The sequence below is a fragment of the Psychrobacillus sp. NPDC096389 genome (assembly GCF_044762855.1).
Classification (GTDB): Bacteria; Bacillota; Bacilli; order Bacillales_A; family Planococcaceae; genus Psychrobacillus.
This window is the reverse complement of the sequence record NZ_JBIWFB010000001.1, coordinates 1,039,458-1,065,532: the sequence shown is the minus strand read 5'-3', so window position 1 is coordinate 1,065,532 and position 26,075 is coordinate 1,039,458. Positions and strand designations below refer to the sequence as shown.

Annotated in this window: 27 protein-coding genes and 1 pseudogene; 12 read left to right on the top strand and 16 right to left on the bottom strand. The window is 35.8% G+C overall.

Features of this window, described 5'->3' with window-relative positions; genetic code table 11:
* Positions 1–62: 62 nt before the first annotated feature.
* Entirely contained in the window at positions 63–617 is a 555-nt protein-coding gene (locus tag ACIQ38_RS05010) for a TetR family transcriptional regulator (protein ID WP_402818847.1), read from the bottom strand.
* Between the two features lie 174 nt (positions 618–791).
* Between ACIQ38_RS05010 and ACIQ38_RS05005 the strand changes: the two genes are divergently transcribed.
* Complete coding sequence (locus ACIQ38_RS05005; RefSeq protein WP_402818844.1) at positions 792–1,349, top strand: NADPH-dependent FMN reductase; 558 nt, start codon at positions 792–794, stop codon at positions 1,347–1,349.
* Between the two features lie 70 nt (positions 1,350–1,419).
* On the opposite strand, the gene ACIQ38_RS05000 is transcribed toward ACIQ38_RS05005, so the two are convergent.
* Complete coding sequence (locus tag ACIQ38_RS05000) at positions 1,420–1,944, bottom strand: lysozyme inhibitor LprI family protein (protein WP_402818841.1); 525 nt, start codon at positions 1,942–1,944, stop codon at positions 1,420–1,422.
* Between the two features lie 146 nt (positions 1,945–2,090).
* Here ACIQ38_RS05000 and ACIQ38_RS04995 point away from each other — a divergent pair, with 146 nt between their 5' ends.
* Positions 2,091–2,231, top strand: a complete 141-nt coding sequence (locus ACIQ38_RS04995; RefSeq protein ID WP_402818838.1) for a hypothetical protein — start codon at positions 2,091–2,093, stop codon at positions 2,229–2,231.
* A gap of 216 nt (positions 2,232–2,447) precedes the next feature.
* Here the strand turns inward: ACIQ38_RS04995 and dacB are convergent, their stop codons facing one another.
* The 4 genes and pseudogenes from dacB to ACIQ38_RS04975 all read right to left on the bottom strand — a co-directional run bounded on the left by dacB (position 2,448) and on the right by ACIQ38_RS04975 (position 7,151).
* Complete coding sequence (gene dacB / locus ACIQ38_RS04990; protein ID WP_402818835.1) at positions 2,448–3,905, bottom strand: D-alanyl-D-alanine carboxypeptidase/D-alanyl-D-alanine endopeptidase; 1,458 nt, start codon at positions 3,903–3,905, stop codon at positions 2,448–2,450.
* 281 nt (positions 3,906–4,186) lie between these two features.
* Entirely contained in the window at positions 4,187–4,579 is a 393-nt protein-coding gene (locus tag ACIQ38_RS04985) for a hypothetical protein (RefSeq protein ID WP_402818832.1), read from the bottom strand.
* A 13-nt stretch (positions 4,580–4,592) separates the two neighbouring features.
* Positions 4,593–6,647: pseudogene (locus ACIQ38_RS04980) on the bottom strand (ribonuclease YeeF family protein).
* 333 nt (positions 6,648–6,980) lie between these two features.
* Positions 6,981–7,151, bottom strand: a complete 171-nt coding sequence (locus ACIQ38_RS04975) for a hypothetical protein (protein WP_402818829.1) — start codon at positions 7,149–7,151, stop codon at positions 6,981–6,983.
* 239 nt (positions 7,152–7,390) lie between these two features.
* Here ACIQ38_RS04975 and ACIQ38_RS04970 point away from each other — a divergent pair, with 239 nt between their 5' ends.
* Entirely contained in the window at positions 7,391–8,581 is a 1,191-nt protein-coding gene (locus tag ACIQ38_RS04970; protein ID WP_402818826.1) for a M14 family metallopeptidase, read from the top strand.
* A gap of 311 nt (positions 8,582–8,892) precedes the next feature.
* Here ACIQ38_RS04970 and ACIQ38_RS04965 read toward each other — a convergent pair whose 3' ends face one another.
* The 5 genes from ACIQ38_RS04965 to ACIQ38_RS04945 all read right to left on the bottom strand — a co-directional run bounded on the left by ACIQ38_RS04965 (position 8,893) and on the right by ACIQ38_RS04945 (position 12,739).
* Positions 8,893–9,288, bottom strand: coding sequence for a hypothetical protein (locus ACIQ38_RS04965; protein ID WP_402818823.1), 396 nt, complete (start codon positions 9,286–9,288; stop codon positions 8,893–8,895).
* Positions 9,289–9,395: 107 nt separating this feature from the next.
* Positions 9,396–10,223 (bottom strand): MetQ/NlpA family ABC transporter substrate-binding protein, encoded by an 828-nt coding sequence (locus tag ACIQ38_RS04960; RefSeq protein ID WP_402818820.1) that lies wholly within the window; start codon positions 10,221–10,223, stop codon positions 9,396–9,398.
* 16 nt (positions 10,224–10,239) lie between these two features.
* On the bottom strand, positions 10,240–10,902 hold the full coding sequence (locus ACIQ38_RS04955; RefSeq protein WP_402818817.1) for a methionine ABC transporter permease: 663 nt from the start codon (positions 10,900–10,902) through the stop codon (positions 10,240–10,242).
* Positions 10,895–11,644 (bottom strand): methionine ABC transporter ATP-binding protein, encoded by a 750-nt coding sequence (locus ACIQ38_RS04950; protein WP_402818814.1) that lies wholly within the window; start codon positions 11,642–11,644, stop codon positions 10,895–10,897. Before ACIQ38_RS04950 ends, ACIQ38_RS04955 begins: the two co-directional genes overlap by 8 nt.
* Before the next feature lie 156 nt (positions 11,645–11,800).
* Positions 11,801–12,739: a Gfo/Idh/MocA family protein gene (locus tag ACIQ38_RS04945; protein ID WP_402818811.1), complete on the bottom strand. Its 939-nt coding sequence runs from the start codon at positions 12,737–12,739 to the stop codon at positions 11,801–11,803.
* 147 nt (positions 12,740–12,886) lie between these two features.
* Here ACIQ38_RS04945 and ACIQ38_RS04940 point away from each other — a divergent pair, with 147 nt between their 5' ends.
* The 5 genes from ACIQ38_RS04940 to ACIQ38_RS04920 all read left to right on the top strand — a co-directional run bounded on the left by ACIQ38_RS04940 (position 12,887) and on the right by ACIQ38_RS04920 (position 18,016).
* Entirely contained in the window at positions 12,887–13,159 is a 273-nt protein-coding gene (locus ACIQ38_RS04940) for an alpha/beta-type small acid-soluble spore protein (RefSeq protein WP_402818808.1), read from the top strand.
* A 118-nt stretch (positions 13,160–13,277) separates the two neighbouring features.
* Positions 13,278–14,090, top strand: coding sequence for a YgaP family membrane protein (locus ACIQ38_RS04935; RefSeq protein ID WP_402818805.1), 813 nt, complete (start codon positions 13,278–13,280; stop codon positions 14,088–14,090).
* A gap of 110 nt (positions 14,091–14,200) precedes the next feature.
* On the top strand, positions 14,201–15,049 hold the full coding sequence (locus ACIQ38_RS04930; protein WP_402818802.1) for a PD-(D/E)XK nuclease family transposase: 849 nt from the start codon (positions 14,201–14,203) through the stop codon (positions 15,047–15,049).
* Between the two features lie 231 nt (positions 15,050–15,280).
* Complete coding sequence (locus ACIQ38_RS04925) at positions 15,281–16,669, top strand: TldD/PmbA family protein (protein ID WP_402818799.1); 1,389 nt, start codon at positions 15,281–15,283, stop codon at positions 16,667–16,669.
* 3 nt (positions 16,670–16,672) lie between these two features.
* Positions 16,673–18,016, top strand: a complete 1,344-nt coding sequence (locus tag ACIQ38_RS04920; RefSeq protein ID WP_402818796.1) for a TldD/PmbA family protein — start codon at positions 16,673–16,675, stop codon at positions 18,014–18,016.
* Between the two features lie 101 nt (positions 18,017–18,117).
* Here ACIQ38_RS04920 and hprK read toward each other — a convergent pair whose 3' ends face one another.
* A complete protein-coding gene (hprK, locus tag ACIQ38_RS04915) occupies positions 18,118–19,035 on the bottom strand; it encodes an HPr(Ser) kinase/phosphatase (RefSeq protein ID WP_402818793.1) in 918 nt (305 codons plus the stop codon).
* 162 nt (positions 19,036–19,197) lie between these two features.
* Here hprK and ACIQ38_RS04910 point away from each other — a divergent pair, with 162 nt between their 5' ends.
* Positions 19,198–19,872, top strand: coding sequence for a DUF421 domain-containing protein (locus ACIQ38_RS04910; protein ID WP_402818790.1), 675 nt, complete (start codon positions 19,198–19,200; stop codon positions 19,870–19,872).
* 175 nt (positions 19,873–20,047) lie between these two features.
* On the opposite strand, the gene ACIQ38_RS04905 is transcribed toward ACIQ38_RS04910, so the two are convergent.
* Positions 20,048–20,485: a VOC family protein gene (locus tag ACIQ38_RS04905; RefSeq protein WP_402818787.1), complete on the bottom strand. Its 438-nt coding sequence runs from the start codon at positions 20,483–20,485 to the stop codon at positions 20,048–20,050.
* A gap of 566 nt (positions 20,486–21,051) precedes the next feature.
* Here ACIQ38_RS04905 and ACIQ38_RS04900 point away from each other — a divergent pair.
* Positions 21,052–21,225 carry a hypothetical protein gene (locus ACIQ38_RS04900; RefSeq protein WP_402818785.1) on the top strand — a complete coding sequence of 58 codons (174 nt, stop codon included), beginning with the start codon at positions 21,052–21,054 and terminating at the stop codon, positions 21,223–21,225.
* A gap of 119 nt (positions 21,226–21,344) precedes the next feature.
* On the opposite strand, the gene ACIQ38_RS04895 is transcribed toward ACIQ38_RS04900, so the two are convergent.
* Positions 21,345–22,229, bottom strand: coding sequence for a LysR family transcriptional regulator (locus ACIQ38_RS04895; RefSeq protein WP_402818783.1), 885 nt, complete (start codon positions 22,227–22,229; stop codon positions 21,345–21,347).
* Between the two features lie 121 nt (positions 22,230–22,350).
* Between ACIQ38_RS04895 and ACIQ38_RS04890 the strand changes: the two genes are divergently transcribed.
* Together ACIQ38_RS04890 and ACIQ38_RS04885 are read left to right on the top strand one after the other, a co-directional pair.
* On the top strand, positions 22,351–23,541 hold the full coding sequence (locus ACIQ38_RS04890; RefSeq protein ID WP_402818780.1) for a coenzyme F420-0:L-glutamate ligase: 1,191 nt from the start codon (positions 22,351–22,353) through the stop codon (positions 23,539–23,541).
* A gap of 184 nt (positions 23,542–23,725) precedes the next feature.
* The gene (locus ACIQ38_RS04885) at positions 23,726–24,259 is read left to right on the top strand and encodes an ECF transporter S component (protein ID WP_402818777.1); all 534 of its coding nucleotides are present in this window, start codon (positions 23,726–23,728) and stop codon (positions 24,257–24,259) included.
* A gap of 55 nt (positions 24,260–24,314) precedes the next feature.
* Here ACIQ38_RS04885 and ACIQ38_RS04880 read toward each other — a convergent pair whose 3' ends face one another.
* Entirely contained in the window at positions 24,315–25,400 is a 1,086-nt protein-coding gene (locus ACIQ38_RS04880; RefSeq protein ID WP_402818775.1) for a HAMP domain-containing sensor histidine kinase, read from the bottom strand.
* On the bottom strand, positions 25,397–26,074 hold the full coding sequence (locus ACIQ38_RS04875) for a response regulator transcription factor (RefSeq protein ID WP_402818772.1): 678 nt from the start codon (positions 26,072–26,074) through the stop codon (positions 25,397–25,399). The genes ACIQ38_RS04880 and ACIQ38_RS04875 overlap by 4 nt, the downstream gene beginning before the upstream one ends.
* Between the last annotated feature and the right edge of the window lies 1 nt (position 26,075).

The window sequence follows — 26,075 nt, the reverse complement described above, 5'->3', positions numbered from 1 at the left end:
TCCTTTCCCCAAAAAGTTTCCCTGTGTAAGACGCAATTCTGAATATTGTCTTGTACAGGGACTTAGTTTATCCCAGAAATAATATATGGTATTACTGATTGGATAAAAATCTCTGGTTCAACATTATTATTACTTCTTCTCCATTCTACAGAAGCTCCGTAAATCCCCCAACTTAACATGACCGCAGTAAGTCTCAAAGATTGCTCATCATCTGTTGGCCGCTGTTTTAATAACATGTGATAAAAGATAAATTCAAGCTGTTCCCTAATAATACGAGCGATGGTATCTTCGTAACCTCTATGGCAACGGTTGGATAATGATTTTTGGAAATTCGTGATGACTTCGAAAATACTAATCAACACTTCTTCCTTTAATTCGCTATTTTTGTATGTATCACAATCTAATTTTACCAGTAATACTTCTGATAATGATTTGTCTAATAAGTCGTATATGTCTTCAAAATGATAATAAAAAGTGGCACGATTTATCATGGCTTCTGCTGTAATATCCTTGACGGTAATATCCTTAAATTCTTTTTTACCTGATAGCTCTATAAAAGCATCCATAATTAATTTACGGGTACGTAGAATTCGGGGATCAACCTTTGATTGAGTCATTGTTATCCCTCCTATTTTTTAAACAAATTCTTAAATGTGTTGGATAAACGACACATCCTTAGAACTATTGGTGTTGATCCTATTTATTATGACTTAAAATTCAATTATAGGGCAAATAATTAAACCTAGATTGAAATTTTGCCTTTTATTGAAACAATTTAAGGAGGAATAAATATGGTTAAGATAGGTATTATAACAGGTAGCACTAAAGATTCAAGAGTCAACGTACAGGTTGCACAATGGGTAAAATCGATCGCAGAGAAAAGAACGGATGCGGAATTTGAAGTGGTAGATATTAAAGATTATAATTTACCAAAATTTAATGAACCGATTCCTGCCATTATGTCACAGGATTACCAAGCACCAGAAGCACATATTTGGTCTAAAAAAATTAAGGAACTAGATGGTTTTGTATTCGTAACACCTGAGTACAATAAAGCCATTACGTCTGGATTAAAAGATGCAATCGATTATTTATATGTGGAGTGGAATAATAAAGCAGCAGGAATTGTAAGCTATGGTTCTACGCTAGGTGTTACAGCAGCGAACAACTTACGTTTAATATTAACGGTGCCTAAAGTTGCAACAGTGGGTACGCAGCCTGCACTAAGTCTTTTCACAGATTTTGAAGAAATGAAAACTTTTAAACCAGCACCGTTTCATGAAGAAACCGTTCAGTCAATGTTGAACGAGGTCGTAGCTTGGTCTACTGCATTAAAAACAATTAGATAAAAAATAAAGTGTCCCTGTGTAAGGAACAATTCAGAATAATTCCTTGCACAGGGACTTAGTTTAATTCCTATCACTTCATGTACTTTGCAACTAACTCATAGCATCTTTCTCTTGTGAGACTTGCTTGCGTAGCCACATATTCTAATGACTCCATAGAACCACCTTCATACTTTAATGATGCCTCTTTGGCAGCCTTATCCCTATGTTTTATCCAGTTCCTTTGTTCTTCTTTTAATTTATCCATCTGTTCTTTACTAAGCTGTTCTTTTAACACACCATATATTTCGTTCAACTCTACATCCCATTTTTTATATCTCTCCACCTCTTGTTCCTCTAACTCTACCATCGTGGTTCCAGCTACTAAGTTTCTATCTGCTTCTTCCATATCATTTAGTTTCTTGAGATATTCTTCCTTTTTACTTTCCTTCTTTACTTCACTATCTTCAGCAATTTCCGAAGTATTTTCTGTTGAATCTGCATTAGATGATTCGTTATTCGGTTTAGCACCTAGCTCATCAGACATGTCTTCACAAGCAACCAATATGATGGATACTAAAACTAATATTACCGTTGTGATTTTTTTATTCTTTTTCATTATTAAACCTCCTTTTTAGAATCATATAACACTTTAACATTCTTCGAAGGGAAGTTTCCAATTCCATTAAATATTTGTAAAGAACGAATCATTTTGAATAAGTTCATCACTACTGAGCACATTAAACTCTAGGAGGTGAAGATCCAATGACAAAGAAAAATAAACCAAACTTTAAGAAGAAAGAACCCAATTCAAGAAAAGATACGCGTGAAGAATTTGCAGAAGAACATAATCTAAATCAAGCTAAACGAAATAACACACAACCAAATAATCAACAGAAGCGATAATCCAACTATGAAATAATGCAATGTACTATAAAAAAAACACGAAGGCTAAATAAATTTTTGCCTCCGTGTTTTCACACTAATCGTTTTAGTTCAACTACAGTAAACGATTGGAGTTACAAAATTTTTTTAACACAAAAAGAAAAAACACCTCCAAGTTGAATTTTGCGTGACTACCTGCTTCAACGTAAAGGTATTTTTATTTCTAAACTCTATTCCCTACAACTCTTCCGCTATTACTTTCACGATTTCATCAATCGCTGTGGATGCCCCCGATTTATTTTGTACTAAAACACTAAAAATATATGATTGCCCGCTGCTTGCTTCTAAGTAACCGCTTAGTGTACTGACACCAGTTAATGAGCCAGTTTTTGCATATACTTTTCCTGCTGTTAGCGGATCTTTTAATCGTGTTCTTAAAGTACCTCCCACCATTCTGTCTGCATTTCCGGCTACCGGTAAGCTAGTCAAATAAGTAGTAAACCAATCTTCGCCCTGTACTTTAAATAACAATTCACTCAACAATAAACTCGAAACGCTATTTTCATGAGACATTCCAGAGCCATCTTCAAAACGCCAGTCTGCCATATTTAAGTTAATTGATTGACCGTATTCTTCTAAAACCTTCAATCCATCCTTTGTGCTACCACGATGATTTATTATTCTTCCCATTGTTTTGACTAAAATATCCGCAATCCCATTATTGCTTAATTTCATATACGGGATTAATAGTTGCTCCAGTGGCATTGAATGCTTTGTTGCTACGAGTTGAGCGAACTTTGGTGTTGCCGCTTGAAATACTTTATCTTTTGTATATTCGATTCCTGCTTCTGTTAATACTGCTTGGAACATTGTTAATGTATGGGTCGTTGGATGTTGAACAGTCACCCATTCTTTTTTAGTTTTATCGATTGGAAGATTCCCACTAATGACAATCTTATTTGTTTGATACAATCTTTCAATTGTTATTGTGTTAGTTTCTCCAGCTGCCACTGTCTGTGCTTTATTTACAATTTGTAAATCACCAATGTTCGGCGTTACTTTAATGGACGGTAATTCCCCAACTACAGACCCAATAGCTTCTACAATAATCGTTCCAGAATCGTAATCTGTGTTTGGAGAAGTAGTTAAGGCTGAAATAGGAGCAGCATAATAATAAGACTCGTCACCAACCCATATTCCAGGCGTTAACAAGTCATCATCGAACCACTTATCATCCCCGACAATTCGTCCATCAACCTTATGAATCCCCTTTGCTTTTAACTCTTCTGCAAACTGTTGTAGATCCTCGATAGATAGTGTTGGATCACCTTGTCCTTTTAAATAGACATCCCCTTTTAAAACGCCATTCGACAGCTTACCATTAACATAGAGGCTTGTATTAAAACGATAATCCTTGCCAAGAACTTCTAAAGCTGTTGCTGTAGTTAACAGTTTCATATTAGATGCCGGTTTTACAGCTGTTTGACCATTATAATCATAAATCATTTCTCCTGAATGTCGGTCTCTTACCGTAATACTTACATCTGCTCCAGCTAATTTTTCTTCTACAATCCTATTAATAGAATCGCTTAATGTGACTTCTATTGCTTCCTCTGCTTGAGCCACATGTTGAAAACTAAACATGCTCATTATCAACATCCACGCCATTACCATCACTGGCCACTTTTTCCTCACAAATCTTCATCCCCCTTATTTGAATATTCGATTATTTCAAAGCATAAATTCACCATAAATACTTTTTTTCCTTTATTGTTATTAAAAACAGGCTTATCGATGGAGATTAGAAGCATTAGTATAAATCTATAGTTCTATCTCATTCCCTTTATAAATACTCATATAACTAAAACACCTTGAGAGGCTTTAGCCACTCAAGGTTAGTTGTGTCTTCTTGTAAAATCAATTATGCCTAGCTTACTTTTTAGATGATAATACTGGTTATTAATTTTAATTAATGATTATAAGTCTTCTGAATTAATAGGCGTTATCTCTTCAATGAGCATAACCTCACTTTTTGATACCCACCCAAGCCATGAATCCCTATCTATTCTAGGTAGATTTAGTTTACTTCCCACCAGTAAAGAACCAGTGGCAACTTGATATTCGTTTTCTTTTTCTTGTAAAATTTGGACTTTCTCCTCTTTAATAATACCAAATGGAATAATACTTACACAATCCACTATTTCGTTTGGTTTCACTATCTTAGTGTATACTCCATTTTGATAAGTATCTTCAAAAGTTGCATCTATTTTCTCTTTATTTTCAGTCATGATTTTCAAATTATTATCCATATCAAAAGTTATACTAAACTCGACTCCACCATAAATTCCATATAAGCCTTTTCTCAACACACTATTCACCTCATTAATCTTCTAAAATAAATTCTTTACCGTTAAATATTCCTATAACCTCATCTTTCCCATCAACTACTCTGTGTAATTTTGCTCCTACCTCTAATTCAATAAACTTTTTAGATGTCCATTCTGGTATAACATCACCATTTCTAGAAGCGGTAAACCCATTTCCAGTCCATGGCCACTCGTTACTTTCCCAGCCACTATACGGTTTTTTCATATTATGGCCATACGGAATCTCTAAATTTTCAGGAGAAAGCAATTCTGGGTTTTTTACTTTAAATTCAATATAACCATAACTATTGCCATCCTCAGGATAAGGTTTAACTACTTTTTCTTTATATTCATCGTAATAAGAGTAATCTAATCTCATAGACTCTCTAACGTGAGAATAATCATGTATATGGGAACTATCTTCAGCTTTTGCCACAAAACCTTTAACAGTGATATACTCTCCATCAAGATATTTTTGAATATCATTAGCATGAATGTTTTTTATTAAAGTTGTTTTATTATCTGGCCTTGGGACAGAGTCTCGAAAATCTTGAATCATCATTCTTTCACTGTCATTTAGCTTGTAGTATGGTTTTAATCGTAAATCTCTAAATTGATCGTAACTTAAATTATGCTCTTTTAATTTGATCGGAAGTATACTATTCATAAAACTATTAGTGTCCATTCGACTAGCTGCAAATCGAGCTTCTCTATCCATTCCTACAGCAACTTTATCATGAAATTGAGCATATCTTTTTGCTTCATCAAAGTCCATTAATTCATTTAAATCGCTTATTTTTCCTACGTTTCTTGTACTTACACCAATTTCCGTTTCTCCAAGAATTCCTACACTAGGTTTAGTTGGCGATGTTAGCAATTTCCCAGCCCCCAAAATACTTGTGGCTAATCCAAAACTATTTTGCCAATGTTCTTTGGAAAAAGCATCTTCTGGTAGAACGGCTTCTTTAACCATACCGCTAAAACCGAATGTAGCATAGTTAGCAAAATCAGTTTTCGAGTCGAACATTTTGTCTGCTCTCTCTTTAGCTCCTGACCAAATTCCATCTGTAGCCCCAAGCGTTATATAATTTACAAAATCATATGGCGAATCTAATGACTTATCAGCTCGAGTTTGTAGTCCATTCCAAAAATCTTTTCCCATTTCTGTGAAGCTATTCATCGACCTCATAAATGGATTTACATCTTCTTGTTGATCGTCATCAGCCTCAGGTACTGGACATGAAAGGGTGATCATATCAGTACCAACAAATGGATTTTCTTTGCTAATAGTACCTCCGAAGCCAAACGTAATTGGTTTTGCATAATGCAATAATGTTTGATAAATCGACTGTAACTTTTCCCAACTAAGCACATACGAAAGGTTTTTAAGACTGGCTTGCCGTACCTCCAGCTCTACCTTCAATCTATTTTGAGAAGTTAAAGTTGCCCAATCACTTTGATGGAAATTGACATCCGTTAATCCCCCAATAAACACTCCTTCTATATCTGACAACCATTTTTCCATCGCATGTATATCCATTTCAATCGGATTCAATGCAGTCATCTGATTCGCATCAAATTCGTAAAGCCGTGTAATCGTATCATCCCGTTTCCTTTTTGAATGATGGACCCCTTCTTGCACTCCACTATCATCAAGATGTGGTAACCCAATAATGTCACTTACCTCATCCATCACACTGTTTGTCTGATCCGTCAAACTGGCTGTGAGCTGACCGATGAACGTCAACCCCTGTTCCAGTTCACCCTCTAGAAATTGTTCTAGTATGTAACCTGCTGTATCAGGTTCGAGGGAGAAAAGGGCTGCCTCCATTTGGTGAAGCACTTGTTTAAATTAAATGGAAAACAACTGAAAAAATTGAAGGAATGGCAAATGACATTCTCCATAAAAGGAGCGAATCGCATTTCCTCCTTCCCCTTTCAGCATTTCATCCATTTGAACAAGTCCTTCGATTGAACGAAGAATAACTTCTGTTTCATATCTTAATCTTTCTAGCATTGCTATATTTCGCTGTAGACCTTCTTGAAATAAATCGACATCTAAAACCTTCATATGTAATACCTCAACGAGGGACTAGAAATTATAACTTTATTAAGTTCTTTATTATATAACAATACTCCAAAAGTGAACATTCTTCTCCTCCTCTAGTAAACTATCAATAGTTATAATATTCCATCTTTACATATGAAGGTAAAAAGAGAAGTAATAATATTCATAAAAATGAATCCTAAGAAACGATTATAAATAAATATTTTATAACTCTTATCCTAATACATCATGAAAATAGTAGTTATTTAGATCGGAGCGAGCATTTATTTAACTAGTATGTATCTATTTATTTTGAGAAAAGGCGAGCATTTAGACACTCACCTTTCATATACTGATTTAATCCCTTTTCTTAGGCTTATTTTTATTAATTTCTTTCGTTACTTTGTTTTTAGATATTTCCACAAATTCCTCTGCAAATTCCTCGTCAGGATTATTTGTAGGATTTTTATACAGTTCGAATCCATTTTGCGTTCGAATATTCATTGTCTTATTATTATTTTTACTCATTGATCATCACCTCCTCGAGTCTAATTTGCTCTATATAGAAGGTTTTATTCTTTATAAATGCATTAGCTTCAATCATTGTAGAACGAGATGCATATTTGGCTTAAAATTCCCTCCCTCTTATACAGTAGACAAACTACTAGTAAGCTTGTCTACTGTCTTTCTGGTAAAGTTTTTAATAATAAGCTTCAATCACACATATACTTTTATATTTGGAGACTTCAATGATGAGGAGGAAGTACATGGAAGTTCATGTAAGACGTGGTGATTCCCTCTATTACTATAGCCAATTATTTATGATTCCCTTGCAATTAATTATTCATTCAAATCGCACTGTCAATGCTCAAACATTAGCGGTTGGTCAACTCATTCAAATTCCTGGATTTGTTACGGTCACTTATCAAATAACACCAGGTGACTCGCTTTGGAGATTGTCTGGTAGTCGTAACCTTCCTTTAGATGCTATCTTGCTTCTCAACCCAAACCTGAATCCAAACTTTTTGCAAATTGGGCAGACAATTCAGCTTCCACTAAGAGTAGACTGGAGAATCGTTAGTGGCAAACAAGATTATGATTACAATACAATGATGTTTGATATTAGACGGTTACAAACCATCTATCCATTTTTGCGCGTTTCTTCCATAGGTAATACAGTTTTAGGTAAGGATATCCCTGAAATAGAAATTGGAAATGGAGAAAAACAAGTGCATTATAATGCCTCCTTCCATGCCAACGAATGGATTACTACTCCAATACTTTTAACCTTTTTAAATGATTATTTACTATCCTTAACGAATCAACGTCCAATCCGAGGACTCACTACTTCTCCATTGTATGTTCAAACGAACCTTTCTATTGTTCCGATGGTTAATCCAGATGGTGTTGACTTGGTATTAAATGGCCCTCCTACCGAAGAACCTTCTAGAAGCAATGTGATTGAATGGAATAATGACAGCATGGACTTTTCAGGATGGAAAGCAAATATTCGCGGAGTAGATTTAAATGATCAATTTCCTGCTGAGTGGAAACGTGAACGGGCCCGGAACCCTAAAACTCCTGGTCCAAGAGATTATGGTGGTGAAAGTCCTTTATCCGAACCAGAAGCGATTGCAATGGCAGATTTAACAAAAGATAAGGATTTTGCAAGAGTATTAGCTTTTCATACACAAGGAAGAGTTATTTATTGGGGATTTGAAAATCTAGAACCGCCAGAAACCGAAGCAATGGTCAAAGAATTTAGTAGAGTTAGCGGATATGAACCTGTTCAAACAATCGAAAGCTACGCTGGTTACAAGGATTGGTTCATCCAAGACTGGCGAAGACCCGGTTTTACGGTGGAACTTGGATCGGGAACAAATCCGCTGCCACTTACCCAGTTTGATGAGATTTATGAAGAGGCATTGGGCATTTTCTTGGCGGGTTTATATTTATGAATATTCACTTGGAAAGAACAGCTGCTTTTGGGATTCTCACATTCCTCTAGCGGCTGTTCTTTTTAGCGTGCGTTTATCATTTGATTTTGATATCCATTACCGTATTCTAGTTGAAAATCCATTGATATAATCGAAAAAACTTTATCATTGCTCCCAGTTCTCTTCTCAACCTATCACTCAAGCAAATTAATAGTTATTAAGATAGAATAGAAAAGATCTCACAAAAGTTAGCAGAACAATAATTGATTACATGGCAAATACCCTCAAGTGCGTATCACTGAGGGCTTTCATCTCATATGCATGCCTACTCTCTAACTTCTAATCTTCCTAAGAAAACCACTAGGCATTTTGAACTTAAATATTTTCTTTATATTTTCTAATGTTATTGCTTTTCGTAATGCTGTATAACTTTTCCCAAATAGTTCGCTGTTTTTTACAATATCAATAATCACTGTCTCTAATAAAGCAATACTACCTACAATTATAAGAATAATAAATGCAATCATATCGTAGATACTATCGAATGAATTCGGTTTATAAGAAATAAAATGGAGTTTGATATAATAAAAAATTAACCCAGAAGCAAAAGAAAAGACTGGAATATATTTCATTAAGCTATGGGCTACTTTTTTTCCTAAATAAAAAGTAATACACGCAATAAAAAACATGATAATTAAACAAATAAGAATGCCAAACTTAAAGCTCATTTCTTCACCTCTTTCATTTTAACAGTATATTCATATTCCCTGTTTAATATACAAATAAGACGCAACTCAGAATTGCTTCTGAATTGCGTCTTATACAGGGAATGTATTTAAAATGCAGGAATTGCAGTTTCATCATAATTTTCTTCTAAAAATTTGCGTACTTCTGGACTAGTCATCGCTTCGGCTAATTTTTGGATTGGCTCCCAGTCCTTGTTGTCTTGTCGTGCAATTAAAGTAATGGCAAAATCATTTTCTGTTCCTTCTGTAAGGAGCGCATCACTTTTAGGTGTTAATCCAAGTGGCGCAGCATAAGCAGGGTACATGAATACAGCATCTGCATCATCGTACATTCTCGCTAACATTAACAAATCTACTTCTTTAAATTGATAGTTTTTTGGATTGTCTATAACATCAGCTATTGTATAATATGGACCTGTCTTTTCCTTTAACTTAATGACATCATGTTGCGCTAACAAAGCTAACGAACGATCTATATTGGAAACGTCATTCGCTATAGCAATGGCTGCACCTTCTGGTAATTTGTCCATCGAATCATATTGTTTTGAATACACACCGTAATTTGCAAAATAAATTGGTACAATCGGAACTAGATCTGCATTATTGTTTGCATTGAATTGTTCCATAAACGGGACATGTTGGAAGAAGTTTGCATCCACTTCTTTTGCTGCAAGTGCACTATTAGGTTGCACATTATCACCTAATACAACCATTTCCAAATTAATTCCTTCTTCTGCTAATTTCGGTTTCACCAGCTCGAGAATTTCTGTCATTGGTGGTATTAAAGAAGCTACTTTTAGTGTCACTTCTTCGCTCTCATTATTTTGCGGATTATCATTTTTTGCCTCTTTATTATCTTTACCGCAACCAGCTAAAACAAGTAGTAGCAAGGCGATTAAAACAAGTAGTTTTTTCATAACTATTTTCCTCCATTTATCTTTTATCTATTTTTCTAGATACAGTAGTTCCAATAAACTGAATGAGTTGCACAAGAATGACCATAATTATTATCATATACATCATTAAGTCTGTTTTAAATTGTTGATAGCCATACCGTATTGCAAAGTCCCCTATACCGCCTCCTCCTACCACGCCCATAATAGTGGAATAGGAAATAAAACTAATAATAGATGTTGTCAATCCGAGAACGAGACCCGACCGAGCCTCCACATAGAGGAATTTAAAAATAATTTCCTTCACAGACGCACCCATTGAAATCGCTGCTTCCAGTACACCCTTTGGTACGTCCAGTAAAGATTGCTCGACTAAACGTGAATAATGCGCAATAGCTATGATGGCTAATGGAATAGTTGCAGCCGCTGTGCCAATCGCAGTCCCAATGATGAATCTTGTAAATGGGATTAAAAAGACAACCAATAATAGGAAAGGAAAAGAACGTATAATATTTACCAATAAATTCAATGATGAGAAAATGATTTTATTCTCTAGTATTTGTCCCTTCCTACATAGGAAAAGTAATGTTCCAACTGGGAGTCCTAATACTATCGCTGCTAAAATAGAAACACCGACCATTATAAAAGTTTCTCCAATAGACGACCAAATTTCCGCTTCATATTGAACTAATATTTCAGGCATGGTCCATCCCACCATCCTTTGTTAGTTGTTCCACAAAGTACTTTGGACTATTGTCTGTACTTAGCATCTTTTTTGGTTCAATTGATAAGGTGTCATATATTTCTCCATCTGCCATTACCGTTACGCGATTACATATACTTTTAATCACGTCCATTTCATGACTAACAAGAACAATTGTAACCCCAAAACTTTTATTTACCTTTTCTAATACTTCTAATATTTCCGAAGTTGTATGAGGATCAAGTGAAGAGGTTGGTTCATCACATAACAAAACTTGCGGATTATTTGCTAGTGCTCTTGCAATTGCAACACGCTGCTTTTGACCTCCACTTAATTGTGCTGGATATTTGGAAATAAAATTTTCTAGTCCAACAAATTGCAGACATTCTATAATGCGATCTCGACGCTCTTTTTTCGGAAACTTTGCCAATTCTAAAGACACGGCTACATTCTCGAAAACTGTTTTATTCGCCACTAGATTGAACTGTTGGAAGATCACCCCAATAGATTTTCGTGCTTCTCGTAGATGTTTGCTGTTCAATTTAGTTAATATTTGACCATTTACTTCTACTTCCCCTTCATCGGGAATTTCCAGCAAATTCATGAGTCTCAATAAAGTAGATTTTCCTGCTCCACTTGCTCCGATAATTCCGTAGATATCCCCTTTATTAATCTGCAAAGTTACGGAGTTAATAGCCCGAAAATATGCATAATTTTTAGTTACATTATGTAATTGAATCATAAAAAAAACACCTTTCTATTATTGGAAGGGCGATTGCAACGATACTTATTATAGCTTAAAATGCTAAGGCTGTCATGGTTGTTATTCCCTGTGACATATACAACTAAGACAGTACTATGCATCATGTCTAAATTGTGTATGTCACAGGGAAAGTTTTTAATTCAATAACTGGTCAATCCACTCTTGCACCTTCAATCCTTCTTCAAACGAAACGATGAATGCTTCTTGACCATTTAATGTTCGATGACATGCATCTATTAGACTATTAGGCTGAATGCTAGGATTTACTTGTACAGCTTCTTGATCTTTCTCACTGATCCAAAGCTCTGACCAATTCCGGATAGTCATCACTTTTTTTGTTCCAAAAACTTTAAACTCAAGACGTTCCTCTTGTCCAATTCCTGATAAGCCATTTAATACAATCGGTATTCCATTTTCTGTTTTTGCGAATGCTGTTACACCCGTCTCACAAAGTTCCATGTCTGCTGGATAAGTCGTCTTATGCGAGGAAATTGTAAAGTTTCCGAAAAGATGATACATAAGTTGAAGATAATGTGGAAATATTTCTCTTATGAAACCACCTTGTTCTCTTGTGCCAATCCAAGGATTTTGTTGCCATTTTCTAGGCCAATTTGCTAAGTATGTATGCAGTTCAATGCGAACGATATCCCCAAGTTCTTTTGCAACTATTGCATTGTTGAGACTATGTACAACCGGACTATACATTAACGGGAAATGCATCGCTGTTTGTACGTTAGCTTCAGCTGCCACTGTTACCATCCGCATTCCATCCTTCACATCATGAGCAAGTGGCTTTTCAGAAAGAATGTTCAATCCATATGCTGCTATTTGTTCGGATAAAGGCGCGTGGCTGACAGGTGGAGTTCCAATGTAAATCCAATCTGGACGCGTTTGTAAAAGCCTTTCTAGCGATTCTGCAACCGGAAGCTGATATTTTGTCGTAATTTCATCTAGTCTTGTTTTATTTTCATCAAATACCGATACGATTTCACAATTAGCATGGGCAGAAATCTGATTAATAATACGTTCCCCCACAACTCCTGTGCCGATTATTGCAAATGTAGTTTTTGCCATTATTTGCACTCCTTTAACATTCTATTTTTCAAGCTATGTAACTAGTTAATCATAATCATCAAAAGAATGAAAGATAATCATCCCTTCATTAAAAAACGTGTAATCCTTCATTTTCAGGAAATACTAACAGGTAAAGGAGTGAAAAAAATGGCAAGTAGAAATAAAATATTAGTTCCCTCTGCTCGAGAAGAATTAGACAAACTAAAAGCCCGCGTGATGAAAGAACAAGGTTATGAGGTAAATATGGACAAACCAAATGATGTTAAATACGAAATAGCAGAAGAACTAAGCATCCCATTAAAAAATGGTTATAACGGCAAACTTACAGCTGAACAAGCTGGAAAAATTGGCGGCCCAATCGGTGGCAGTATGGTGAAAGAAATGATTAGAATGGCACAAGAACAAATGATTAAAAAATGAATGACCAACATGACTGTCGAACAAAGACACATATTTTAAATAGGATTGGGGACTATAAAATTGAAACGGAGAAGGCAATAAAAACATGGTTTAAATACAGATAGGAGGAATCACACAGATGGCAAAAAATCAACAAAACATTAGTCCGAGCACTGCCTATGCCCGTTTCATGTTGGGCTCTATCCTGACCGCTTATGGTACTGTTAAATTATTGCGTGAACCTAAAAGCAGAACAGGGAAAATGCTTGTTTTATTTGGTTCGATGAAAGCAGCAGAAGGCGCTACAAAATTTTGCCCAAGAAAAGCTATGAGTAGTATGATGGACACTATGATGAGTAACAATACTTCCCAAGGTACTTCTTCTGGTGCTGGAACGGCGATGGCTAGTGGAGCAAGTTCTGGGCAAAGTGCTTCCAATAGTGGAACGAAACAAATGGGTGGAAACCTTATGCAAATGGTCGGGAATCTCGCTCAAAAACTAACCAGTGCAAATGCTTCCCAACAAATGACAAGCGGGACAACTGCTCAAACTATTGGTGATATAGCTCAAACTGTAGCACCGAAAGTTGGACAAATGATCAACGATGTAGCAGCAATGGCGGGATCACAAAATGCTACTGGAGGAAATAACGGAGGAACACAATCGGCAGCGACGAGCGGAGCATCGAACAAAGCAACTACTTCCAATGCGAGTGCCAACACACAGAATACTGCAACCGCATCCTCTAGTGGAAAGAAAAATGCTTCTGCGAATGCGGACAATACAAAAACAGCTTCGGTTACAAACAACAATGCAAAGAAACAAGCTACTTCCACAACTAATAATAAAACTCAAAAAACTAACTCGACACCACCAATTGATGCTTCTGTCATAGACGCTGTGTCAAAAACAGCCGCTAATAACACAACCACTTCCAATATTCTTCAATAATAAAAAAGCATGTCGCCGTAAATTGCGGTGGCATGTTTTTTTATTATGCATTAAAATATTCGAATAAACAGAATATATGTTCTATAATTTTTAAAAAGGAGGATTTTACAATGAGAATGGAAGTTAATGAGTTTCATAAAGATTATATGCAAAATTCACTTGATTTGAGAAACATGTATGTTTTCAAAAAAATATTCAGAAAAGCAGAAAACTATGATCTTTTACTTGATTTCATTCGGCCATTTTTAGATTTAAATATAATCGAAGTCGAAAGAGTAAAGGATTCTAATTATCTTGGACATGAATTTTTTGAAGAGTTTTCTGTCGATGTTAAAACGGATAAGGGGAAGCTTTATAATATAGAAATTCATCTTATTCACTCCGAAAAGTACTATAAACAGATGACTATGACATGGGAAAAAGAGTATGTAAGACAAGTTGTACAAGGTAATATTGGCCATACTCCTAAAATTGTCATGTACTTTTTCGACTTCAGTACGATATTGGATTCCAGACATAAAATGCAAAAAGCTATAACACATGATGGTAGTTGTTATTCAGATCACTATGAGGTACATGCTATCCATATGAAATACTTTGCAATAGTAGAAAACAACTCCGAGAAAAGAAAATGGTTAGATTTCTTCATCGGAGACCAAGAAGCAAAGCAGGCGCTAGCCGCTCAATATCCTTTACTTCAGAAGACTTTAAAAGCACTTAACGAGTTAAACGAAGATGAAGTTACCGTCCAAGAAGCAGCAGATTATTATGCTTCATTACAGAAAGTATATTTTTATAGATACGATAGTATGGATACTAGTGAATGGGAATCCCAAATGGATCTCATTCATGAACTAGTCTCAAGCTCCTGTCCAATGTCCTATCAAGAGACGGCAGACCATTTAGGAATTCCAATGATTGAAGTAATAGCTAAATCAAACATGTATTACTTCTTTTGAAGAGACATGGCGGTATTCTAATTAACAGTTTAATGAAGACCGTCGTGCTACATTACACAATTCACCGCAACCGCTGTACTCCCCTCTCTCGCAGAAAGCCTGAATCGAAATAAGCAACGAAACTGAACTAAAACTGCATCTATAAATAACTGAAAATACAAAATTATCTTTCTAGTAAGTGTATTCTTAAAAGCCTTAAGCTATAATTATAAGTTGAAGGGGGAAACAAATATGATCAAACAATCCATCATTGAAAACGTGTTAGAAGCCGCACTATCGAATGGCGGTGATTTTTCGGAAGTATTCATTGAAGATAAGTATGTAAACAGATTGGAATTGCAAAGCGGAAAAATAGAGAAAAGTATTTCCGGTCGTGATTTTGGCATAGGCATTCGTATTTTTTCAGGTTTGCAAAGCATTTATACTTATACGACTGATTTTTCCGAAGAAGGCTTACTACTTGCAGCAAAACGTGCAGCACTTGCTATAAAAGATGGCATAAATGGAACTATTCATCCACTCAGAAAAGAAATATTCCATCCTATTCACCAAATTGAACAAATGCCAAAAACTGTGGAACATGCTAGGAAAGTAGCCGTTATGAGAAAAGCAAATGAGATTGCTAGAAATTACGATGAACGAATCTGTCAAGTAGGGCTACGTTATATAGACGAAGAACAGCATGTACTTATTGCAAATTCAGAAGGAAAATTTGTGGAAGATACTCGTGTCCATAGTAGGCTGTCCATCCAAGCTACCGCTTCTGATGGCGTGGAAATGCAGACCGGATTTTACGGTCCAGGCGCACATGCAGGTTTCGAGTTTATTGAGAAACTAGATTTAGATCATTATGCAGGAGAAGCAGCCCGTATTGCGATCACGATGCTTGGAGCAGATGAATGTCCAAGTGGAAAATTCCCTGTCATTATCGACAATGAATTTGGCGGCGTTATTTTTCACGAAGCGTGTGGACACGGATTAGAAGCTACTTCTGTTGCTAAAAATAATTCTGTTTTCGCAAATCGAATTGGTGAAAAAGTTGCACCTGATATCGTGACATATATCGATGACGGTACTCTGCCAAATGAATGGGGTTCCTTAAATATCGATGATGAAGGTGAAAAGACACGAAAAAATGTCTTAATAGAAAATGGGATTTTAAAAGGATATCTTATTGATAAGTTTAATGCCCGTCGAATGAATGCAGAAGCAACAGGATCTTCTCGCCGTGAATCATACCGATTCAACCCGACTTCACGTATGACAAACACGTATATTGCACCAGGTACTTCAACACCGGAAGAAATTATTGCATCGACTGAAAATGGACTATATGCAAAGTATATGGGTGGCGGTTCTGTAAATCCAGCTACAGGAGATTATAATTTCGCTGTTTCGGAGGCTTATCTTGTGAAAAACGGGAAAATTGATCGACCTGTTCGTGGTGCAACTCTTATTGGGAATGGAGCGAAAACATTACAGTTAGTCGATAAAGTCGGCAATAATCTTGCCCATGGTGCAGGAATGTGCGGTTCAATAAGTGGAAGCCTTCCAGTCAATGTCGGGCAGCCGATGATTCGTATCAGTGAAATTACAGTCGGTGGGACGAAGGGGGAATAAATCATGCAAATCATAGAGTTTCAAGAAGAACTACTAAGTAAAGCAATAGAAGCTGGCTTCAAGGAAGCTGAAGTGTATTATGAACGTTCGGACTCATTTCAATGTATGATTTTTGAAGGAGAAATTGATAGCTACGAAACTTCTGAAGAGGGCGGTCTCGGACTTAGGGGTTTATTTAACGGAAAAATGGGCTATGCATATACGGAAAAAATCGATGAAGATTCAATCCCCTTTTTAATTGAAAGCGCAAAAGCAAATGCGGACGTACTAGATGAAGACGATGGATCAGATATTTTCGGTGGTAGTAAAGAATATGCTAATCATTCATTTTACAGTGAGGAGCTTGCAAAGATTCAAATTCCAGAAAAGATTGACCTTATTAAATCTATTGAAAAGAAAGTGCTCGCGTATGATCCACGGATTGTGACGCTTAACTACTGCGTTCTACAAGACTTTGCTGGAGATCGCATGTTGGCCAACAATAAAGGTCTTTCTTTGAAAGAAAAAAAGAATGGATTAGTTATTTTTATTTCCGCAGTTGTCAAAGATGGCGAAGAAATGAAAACAGGCAGCTTTATAAAATTGACACGTGATTTCGGTTCCCTCGATGCAGATAAAATCGCAAAAGAAGCAGCAGAAGAAGCATTGTCTCACCTCCGTGAACAATCTATTCCAACTGGAAAATACCCAATTATTATGCGACATGACGCGGCAGCATCTTTGCTAGCAACGTTTACACCAATATTTTCAGCAGAAAACACGCAAAAGGATCAGTCCCTTTTGAAAGGGAAAGTCGGAAAGAAAGTTGCATCAGATGTTTTTACCTTGCTTGATGATCCCTTCCATCCGGATGCCGTTGCAGGATCGAATTTCGATGGAGAAGGTGTTGCAACTAAAACAAGGAACATTGTTTCAAACGGCATTCTCGAAACACTACTTCATAACCGAAAAACGGCAAAAATTGATGGTGTAGAAACAACAGGTCACGCACATAAAGCATCTTATAAAAGCACACTCACTATAGCACCTCTTAATATGTTCATTGCACCTGGTGAAAAAAGCAAGGATGATCTAATTACTTCTATTGCAAACGGAGTACTCATTACAGATTTGTCAGGACTACATTCTGGTACAAATACGATTTCAGGGGATTTTTCGGTTGCTGCAGCCGGGTTTCATATTAAAGACGGCAACATATCGACACCAGTTAAACAGATGACAATAGCTGGTAACTTCTTCGATTTGATTAATAATATCGAAGAAATAGGATCCGACTTAAATTTCCTACCAGGTGGTTACGGTTCCCCATCATTACGTTTAAAAGAACTTTCCGTTACAGTGGATTAAGTAAAATACGGGATATCCTCGCGCTTCTGAGGATGTCCCGTATTAGAAAAAATATTTTGATCTATTCTTTAATCTAGTAACCTATTGATAATCGATTTACTTTATTTATCGAAATCTTGCCCTAGACGTTTCACGAATTCTTCCGCCGCGCTGTAGCCTTGTTGCTTCAAATACCAGTTATTTGCCGCCGCTTCTATTAATCCAGCAACATCTCTTCCAGGTTGTAATTGAATTTGAATATGTGGAATTTGGACTCCCATATATTCGATAAATTTCGTTTCCAATTCTAGTTCATTATTCAGCGCATTATGTTCCCATTTCGTTAACTCGATATCCAGCGCAATCCGTGTTTCATCTTGGAATGCAGCTCTTCCATATAAACGTACTACATTTAATAAACCGATGCTTCGCAAAGCAAGAAATTCTTTGTTTTTTTCATTATGCGAGCCCAGTAACGTTTGCGGACTGAGCTTCTTCAATACGACGATATCATCAGCTACTAAACGATGGCCGCGCCCAATTAACGTGTGAGCCGTTTCACTTTTCCCGACACCCGATTTACCACGCAACAAAATACCCATTCCAGCTACATTTACACAAACACCATGGATCGCAATTTCTTCTGCCATCGCTTTTACCGCATAAGCATCTAGTTTTGCACTGACCTCACTTGTCGAGTCATGTGTGCGCAATACTGGAATTTTCTTTTCTACGCAATAATGGATTAATCCCAGTGGCTCTTCTTGATTGGATGTGATGATAATGCATGGTGGATCGTATTGAACAATATTGCCGATACGTAATTTGCATTCTTCCTCGGAAAGTGTATGTAAATAATTAATTTCATTTTTCCCTAATATTTGGACATGTTCTGTTGCGATAAAATCGAATTTATCCATAAATTCTAACCCGGGTCGACGGACTTTTGATTTTTTCAGTATACGATGTAACTGATCTATTCCTGTTAACACATCAAATGAAAATGTCCGAACGATATTTTCAACTGTTATGATTTTCATATTAATCTCTCTCGCCTTCTAAATTCCCTGTTAAATATTAGTTATAATACCCTATTAAAGTATACTTCACAAGTATCTAAAACATGAATATTTAAACATAAGATTATGTTCTACAAAATAGGGGTATATCCTTATATATTATCCGAATGGAGATGAGCTCAATTGTATCTCGATATACTATTGAAACTTACAATTGGACTGGCTGCTTTACTGATTGTTATTAGGCTTCTAGGTAAAAAAGAGCTTGCTCAACTGACACCTTACGATTTTATTTATACAATCGTACTAGGTGGAATACTGGAAGAAAGCTTATTTGACGAGAAAGTAAAAATCACCCATTTCCTTTTTGCGATTGCTTTGTGGGCAATCCTCATATTTATCATTGAAAAAGCAGCTAAACAATGGAACCCAATACGTGTACTGCTAAAAGGAGAACCCGTCCAACTGATCAGTGACGGTAAGTTAGACATGAAAAAATTTAATAAGCATAATCTCGAAATGGAACAACTGCGTTCCGCACTAAGAAAGCAAGGTGTCTTCTCCTTGCGTGAAATACGCGATCTTTTTTTAGAACCCGGAGGAGATGTAACGATCAATAAATATGTGGATTATGAACCGATAAAAAATGGAGATTTCCAAACAAATGCAAGGGATCAGGAACCAACTGTATTATTGATCGATGAAGGTGAAGTGAAAGATGATATGCTAAATTCAATCGGAAAAGATCGTACTTGGCTAGTCACAAAACTATCAGAACAAGGGTATACTCAACTTCAAAGTATTGCCTATTGCGATTGGTCCGAAACAGAAGGATTTTTTGTAAGGAATAACAATTAAATGCTATGTTATGGTTAATAGTTGATTGTATATAGAAAAATGAGCATAAAGAATTTTCCAAGCTCATTTTTTCTGTCTATTATACTAAAGCACCTGTTCGTTAAAGTGCATTTCTTCTCAAATTTTAAAAATAGAAAGTAACAAAGAGTCGTACTTTCTTTATAATTAACATTACTTATTTGATTTCCTCGGCCAGTTCCAAAATAATTCCTTCAGGACCACGAACGTAGCATAATTTATAACTTTCTTCATATTTCCGTATCTCACTAAAGAGTTCCGTGCCCTTCTTTTTCAGTTTGGCAATAACAGCTTCAATGTCCTCCACAGTAAATGCAATATGTCGGATACCCAGTGAATTTGCAAAGGTTTGCTGAATATCTTTTTCGTCTGAAGGTGAATAAAATTTGATTAGCTCTATCCATGTCTGACCGCCTGGCGTTCCTAATCCTACACACGCTACTTTAGCATCATTAAGCCCAACTGCATATCCCATCAACTCACCTTCCATTTCCCATTCCCCTTTGACCTCAAGTCCAAAATCGAGAAAAAACTCCTTAGCGGCAGAGAGATCATTTACGATTACACCAACATGATCTATTTTTCGGATTTTCAACTTTCATACCTCCTATGTTCCTGTTATTTTGCAATATCCTGTATTCAAATTTTAGTGTTAACAACGAGACGATTAAAACAATAGTAAGATTCCAGTATTGCCAGTGAAAAAAACGCCTCTGATTATTAAGGAATGCTTTACATATGCCTCATCTACTTTAAGTCCCTCAGTGTATGTAGGTTTTAACCATAAACGAATAACCCGTAGTTGGAGTTAAATATTGCCATATCGAAATAATACTGAATGCCATTACTGGGATTAAAAATAAAATTGTTATAAACAAGTAATTTAATCCTGCCCGATTTCTTTCATATGAAAAAGGCTTATCTCTTCTTGAAGTAAAGCCCCTTTAATGATATAAACACCTTCTCATTTATTACACATTATAGTCGTACTGCGACATTGTTCTTCTTCAGCGTTCAATTCCAAATATCGCATCTCCTTTTACGTTGCGTAATTTTCTCCATAAATTTTGCTTCTTTTTATCAAAACTTGTTGATTAAAATAACTTTGTAATTATCGATCCTAGAGATATAATTATGGTAATAATCGGGGGAGGAATAAAAATGAATCAACCAGCTCTCCATCAAAGGCATAAAAATCATAATAAACAAGTAGCAAAATTTCATAAAAACCACGAAATTGAAATACAACGTGGTGAAAATGGGAAAGGTTTGTTAGCTAAATGGGAAAGATTTTTTTATAACATTGTCATTTCCCCTTTAAAGCGTGTAAAATAATACCTATTCTCCCCATTCATTAAGGACAAATCAATCTTTTTCCTTAACTGAGCCCAATTAAATAAGGTTATCAAACCATTGCGTTTGATAACTGTTTTTCTTGCATAACTCTATTATGTTTATTTATTTTCTATAATCTCCACGAACTTTTTTGACGCTTGTGACAAGGACACACTCTTTAAATAACATACACCAATATTTCTCTTTGGAATTTTTTCCATTAAAGGTACTTCGTTTAGTAATCCTTTGTTTATATATTCCCCTGAAAATTCTTTTGTTACACAAGCTATACCTAAATTAATACGAGCAAATTCTAATAATAAATCGTGTGAACCTAATTCAAATTCAGGAGCGATCTTTATCCCCTTAGATAATATATAATCTTCTACATACTTTCTAGAGATTGAACTAGGTTCCAATAATATTAATGGAAGTTTCACCATTTCCTCTAGACTTATCGGGTCAGATAGTAGCTTTTTATATTTTTCTCCACACACAAATATATCTTGAATATCAATACATGGAATTTGTTCCAACGTCGTATCTTCAAGCGGGAAATTACAAATCGCAATATCCACTGCTCCAGATTTTAATAACGAACAAAGCTCCAATGTCGTACCGTTCTCAATTTTGAATTTAATATTTGGATACTTCATATGAAAAGCTTCTAAATACGGAAGTAAATAATATCTAGAAATGGTATCCCCGACGCCTATTTTCAATTCACCGGCTGTCAAATGCTTAAATTCAAACATCTTTTCTTCCCCAACATCGATTAAGTTCATTGCAGAGCTCACATACTCAAATAGAAGACTCCCCTCATTTGTCAAAGATACTCCCCTTGGTGTTCGATTAAAAAGACGGATATCTAATTCTCTTTCTAACTGCATGATGGATTGGCTAACTGCTGGTTGTGTCATATAGAGATCTTTTGCAGCCTTCGAAAAACTTTTACAAAGGGCGACTTTATAAAACACTTTATATAAATCTAATTTACTTACCACATAAGCACCTCTTATACCTACTATATAATATATTCATTTTACTTATACCATTAATTTCATGTATAGTACAAGTAGGCACGATTTGATATTAAATTTTTATGCTTATTAAGGAGCGATCATTTTGGAAAGAGTTGTTGGAACAGTTGTAAGAGGCCTTCGTTGCCCGATTATCAATCAGGGAGATAAAATCGAAGAAATCGTTGTAGATAGCGTATTAAAAGCTTCTGAAGTAGAAGACTTTACGATTCAAGACAAAGATATCGTTACGTTAACAGAATCCATCGTTGCTCGTGCACAAGGAAATTACGCGACGATTGATCATATTGCACAAGATGTAAAGGCAAAATTTGGAGAGGAAACAGTTGGTGTTATCTTCCCTATTTTAAGTCGTAATCGATTTGCAAACATCCTTCGCGGCATAGCGAAAGGTACTAAAAAAGTTGTATTAATGTTAAGCTATCCATCGGACGAAGTTGGAAATCACTTGGTAGACATAGATTTACTGGACGAAAAAGGCGTTAATCCATGGACGGATGTTCTAACAGAAAAACAATTCCGTGATCATTTTGGTTATATTAAACATACCTTTACTGGAGTCGACTATATTGAGTATTACAAATCATTAATCGAAGAATTCGGTGTGGAATGTGAAGTAATTTTCTCAAATAACGCGAAAACTATATTAGACTACACTAAAAATGTCCTGACTTGTGATATCCATACAAGATTCAGAACGAAAAGAATCTTAAAAGCAAATGGTGGAGAGAAAATTTACGGTCTGGATGATATCTTATCAACATCTATTGATGGCAGTGGATTTAATGAAGCATATGGTCTACTAGGATCAAATAAATCAACAGAAGATAGCGTGAAACTTTTCCCTCGTAATTGTCAACCACTTGTTGATAATATACAGCAGATTTTAAAAGAAAAAACAGGTAAAAATGTGGAAGTTATGGTGTATGGAGATGGAGCATTTAAAGATCCAGTAGGTAAGATTTGGGAACTTGCGGATCCAGTTGTATCCCCTGCTTATACTGCAGGTCTTGATGGTACTCCAAATGAAGTGAAATTAAAATATCTTGCGGATAATAATTTTGCCGATTTAAGAGGCGAAGAACTAAAACAAGCTATTTCCGAGTTTATTAACAATAAAAATGAAGATCTTGTAGGAGCGATGGAAGCACAAGGGACAACTCCTCGAAAACTAACAGATCTTATTGGTTCGTTATCTGACTTAACTTCTGGAAGTGGCGACAAAGGGACACCGATTGTTTTCATCCAAGGTTACTTTGATAACTATACAAAATAAAATCACTACTTTTGAGCGATGCATTCGACAAATTAATTGTTGAATACATCGCTTTTTTTAATGATATTATTTCATCCTACACCAAAACTGACCTTTAAGTTTTGTTCTAAACTGACGCTTTTACAAGTGTCATAATTTTGATAAAGTTATCGACAAATACATAAAGAAAGAAAGGTATAAAATTATGAACTCAATAAATAGTTATTCAAAATCCAATACTACCGATTTAATTATCACTTCTATGTTAATCGCTCTCGTATTTGTTGCAACAGTTATGCTCAATATTAAACTGCCTATCTCTGCAAACGGCGGTTTAGTTCATCTTGGTACAGCCATGCTCTTTATCGCCTCTATTTTATTTGGTCCTAAAAAAGGTGCAATTGCTGGGGCTGTTGGGATGGGGTTATTCGATATAATGATGGGATGGACATTATGGGCTCCTTTCACTATTGTTGCTCGAGGACTTCAAGGGTATATTGTAGGAAAAATTGCTTGGTCCAACGGTCGTAATGGAAACAGCTATGTCTTCAATCTAGTTGGAACAATAGTTTCAGCACCAGTTATGTTAGCAGTTTATTATATTTGCGAACGAGTTATATTTGGTAGTTGGGTTATCCCATTAGGGTCTATTCCCGGGAATCTCGTTCAGATTGTTGTAGGTATGTGTATAGCGCTTCCAGTTTGTGCTGTGTTAAAAAAATTACCTATTTTTAAATAATCAGCTAAAATCCCCACTTCTTTATAAAAAGAGGGGATTTGTTTTATTGCATATTCTATTTACATACTTCATTGCTAAATTCAGCGAGACGTTGCGTTAAAGGCATTATTGTAATAAATTCAGTGCTTTTCCCAAGCTCACTTCGAACAGTTATACTTCCCCCATGCATATCTACAATTCTTTTGACAATGGAAAGTCCTAAGCCACTCCCGCCATTTACAGCTGTTCTCGATTTATCCGATTTAAAAAATCGTTCAAAAACATGCTTTTGGTCTTCTTCTGTCATTCCTATTCCATTGTCTTTAATAGAAATAATAGCTGTTTCATTTTGTTGACTTATACGAATGTGAATGGTTCCTCCAATCGGCGTAAACTTGATACTATTATTAAGTAAATTCATCCACACTTGATTCATCAAGTCTTCATCCGCGACTAATGTCACTCCATCTAGCCGAATATCCATTTCAATATTTTTGCTTAACCAGCTTGGTTCACAAGCTAACACAACGTTTCGCAATTGTTTATCTAGCCTATATGATTTGGGTTCAAACGGATGATGTTGCGATTCTAAAGACGTGAGTTTTAATAAATTATCACTAATTTTCGATAATCTACTACTTTCCATTTCAATGATTGTTAAATAATGAATTCTTTTTTCATCGGTCATGTCGATATTTTTCAACGCTTTGGCAAAACCATTGATGGATGTTAAAGGAGATTGAATTTCATGCGAAACATTGGAGATAAATTCTTGACGCATTTTCTCCATCTCCCCTAATTCAACCGCCATATTATTTATCCCACTAATGAGCTGTCCAAACTGATCTCGTTCATTTGCTTTAAGATCTAATTTTACATTAAAATCTCCGGTGGCCATTTGTCTCAAAGCACCTACAATTGAATCCCAATAAAGCCGCTGCTTTTTGGAACCAAATAGAAAAGTAATAACCGCTGTACACCAAAAGAAGAGTATTACGCCTATTACGGTAAAAAGCTGTTGCCAGTAGCCTTGAGGATATTTTCCAATCCAATCATAAAGAAAAGAAGTTACATGAAAAGAAAGGAATGAAAAAACAGTAGTAGCAATAAGAAAAAATGTAATCACCATTAAAATCCTTCCGATAAATTGCCATCTCTTCATGATTCAAGCTCCAATCGATAGCCAAGTCCTCGAATCGTGCGTATTGTAAATCCACTTTTTTCTTCTGGGAATCGTTCACGCAACCTTTTTATATGCACATCTACGGTTCGCTCATCACCTTCATAATCAAATCCCCAAATTTCTTCTATCAATTGCTCACGTGAAAATGTTTTTCCAGGGTAACTTGCTAATGTAAATAAAAGCTCAAATTCCTTTAATCGTAGCGTAATATTTTCGTCCAAATACACTAGCTCATACGTATTGCGGTTCATCTGGAGATGGCCGACTTCTACTGTTTGAGATAAAGAAATACGATATCGCTTTAAAATGGATTTAACGCGTACGATTAACTCCGCTGGTTCAAAAGGTTTCACCATATAATCATCTGAACCAAGGTTAAATCCCTTTACTTTTTGGGCAGTTTCACCTTTTGCCGTCAGCATAAGAATGGGCAAGTCCTCCTTATACATACGTATCTCCTTGCACAACTCCCACCCGTCCATATTCGGCATCATAATATCCATAATAACCATATCAACCTTTTCCGACTCAAGCTTGGACAGTGCATCTACACCATCCACCGCTTCTAATACGCTAAATCCCTCGTTTTGTAAAAACACTTTTATTAACTCTCTAATATGTTCTTCATCATCTACAACTAACAGTTTTATCATT

What these genes read in the sequence shown, in the direction of transcription:
- ACIQ38_RS04945 (WP_402818811.1), bottom strand. Translation starts at nt 12,739, where the DNA reads ATGGCAAAAACTACATTTGCAATAATCGGCACAGGAGTTGTGGGGGAA.
- ACIQ38_RS04965 (WP_402818823.1), bottom strand. Translation starts at nt 9,288, where the DNA reads ATGAGCTTTAAGTTTGGCATTCTTATTTGTTTAATTATCATGTTTTTT.
- ACIQ38_RS04900 (WP_402818785.1), top strand. Translation starts at nt 21,052, where the DNA reads ATGAATCAACCAGCTCTCCATCAAAGGCATAAAAATCATAATAAACAA.
- ACIQ38_RS04875 (WP_402818772.1), bottom strand. Translation starts at nt 26,074, where the DNA reads ATGATAAAACTGTTAGTTGTAGATGATGAAGAACATATTAGAGAGTTA.
- ACIQ38_RS04955 (WP_402818817.1), bottom strand. Translation starts at nt 10,902, where the DNA reads ATGCCTGAAATATTAGTTCAATATGAAGCGGAAATTTGGTCGTCTATT.
- ACIQ38_RS04960 (WP_402818820.1), bottom strand. Translation starts at nt 10,223, where the DNA reads ATGAAAAAACTACTTGTTTTAATCGCCTTGCTACTACTTGTTTTAGCT.
- ACIQ38_RS04920 (WP_402818796.1), top strand. Translation starts at nt 16,673, where the DNA reads ATGCAAATCATAGAGTTTCAAGAAGAACTACTAAGTAAAGCAATAGAA.
- ACIQ38_RS04885 (WP_402818777.1), top strand. Translation starts at nt 23,726, where the DNA reads ATGAACTCAATAAATAGTTATTCAAAATCCAATACTACCGATTTAATT.
- ACIQ38_RS04925 (WP_402818799.1), top strand. Translation starts at nt 15,281, where the DNA reads ATGATCAAACAATCCATCATTGAAAACGTGTTAGAAGCCGCACTATCG.
- ACIQ38_RS04970 (WP_402818826.1), top strand. Translation starts at nt 7,391, where the DNA reads ATGGAAGTTCATGTAAGACGTGGTGATTCCCTCTATTACTATAGCCAA.
- ACIQ38_RS04975 (WP_402818829.1), bottom strand. Translation starts at nt 7,151, where the DNA reads ATGAGTAAAAATAATAATAAGACAATGAATATTCGAACGCAAAATGGA.
- ACIQ38_RS04950 (WP_402818814.1), bottom strand. Translation starts at nt 11,644, where the DNA reads ATGATTCAATTACATAATGTAACTAAAAATTATGCATATTTTCGGGCT.
- ACIQ38_RS05010 (WP_402818847.1), bottom strand. Translation starts at nt 617, where the DNA reads ATGACTCAATCAAAGGTTGATCCCCGAATTCTACGTACCCGTAAATTA.
- ACIQ38_RS04940 (WP_402818808.1), top strand. Translation starts at nt 12,887, where the DNA reads ATGGCAAGTAGAAATAAAATATTAGTTCCCTCTGCTCGAGAAGAATTA.
- ACIQ38_RS04995 (WP_402818838.1), top strand. Translation starts at nt 2,091, where the DNA reads ATGACAAAGAAAAATAAACCAAACTTTAAGAAGAAAGAACCCAATTCA.
- ACIQ38_RS04935 (WP_402818805.1), top strand. Translation starts at nt 13,278, where the DNA reads ATGGCAAAAAATCAACAAAACATTAGTCCGAGCACTGCCTATGCCCGT.
- ACIQ38_RS05000 (WP_402818841.1), bottom strand. Translation starts at nt 1,944, where the DNA reads ATGAAAAAGAATAAAAAAATCACAACGGTAATATTAGTTTTAGTATCC.
- hprK (WP_402818793.1), bottom strand. Translation starts at nt 19,035, where the DNA reads ATGAAAATCATAACAGTTGAAAATATCGTTCGGACATTTTCATTTGAT.
- ACIQ38_RS04930 (WP_402818802.1), top strand. Translation starts at nt 14,201, where the DNA reads ATGAGAATGGAAGTTAATGAGTTTCATAAAGATTATATGCAAAATTCA.
- ACIQ38_RS04880 (WP_402818775.1), bottom strand. Translation starts at nt 25,400, where the DNA reads ATGAAGAGATGGCAATTTATCGGAAGGATTTTAATGGTGATTACATTT.
- ACIQ38_RS05005 (WP_402818844.1), top strand. Translation starts at nt 792, where the DNA reads ATGGTTAAGATAGGTATTATAACAGGTAGCACTAAAGATTCAAGAGTC.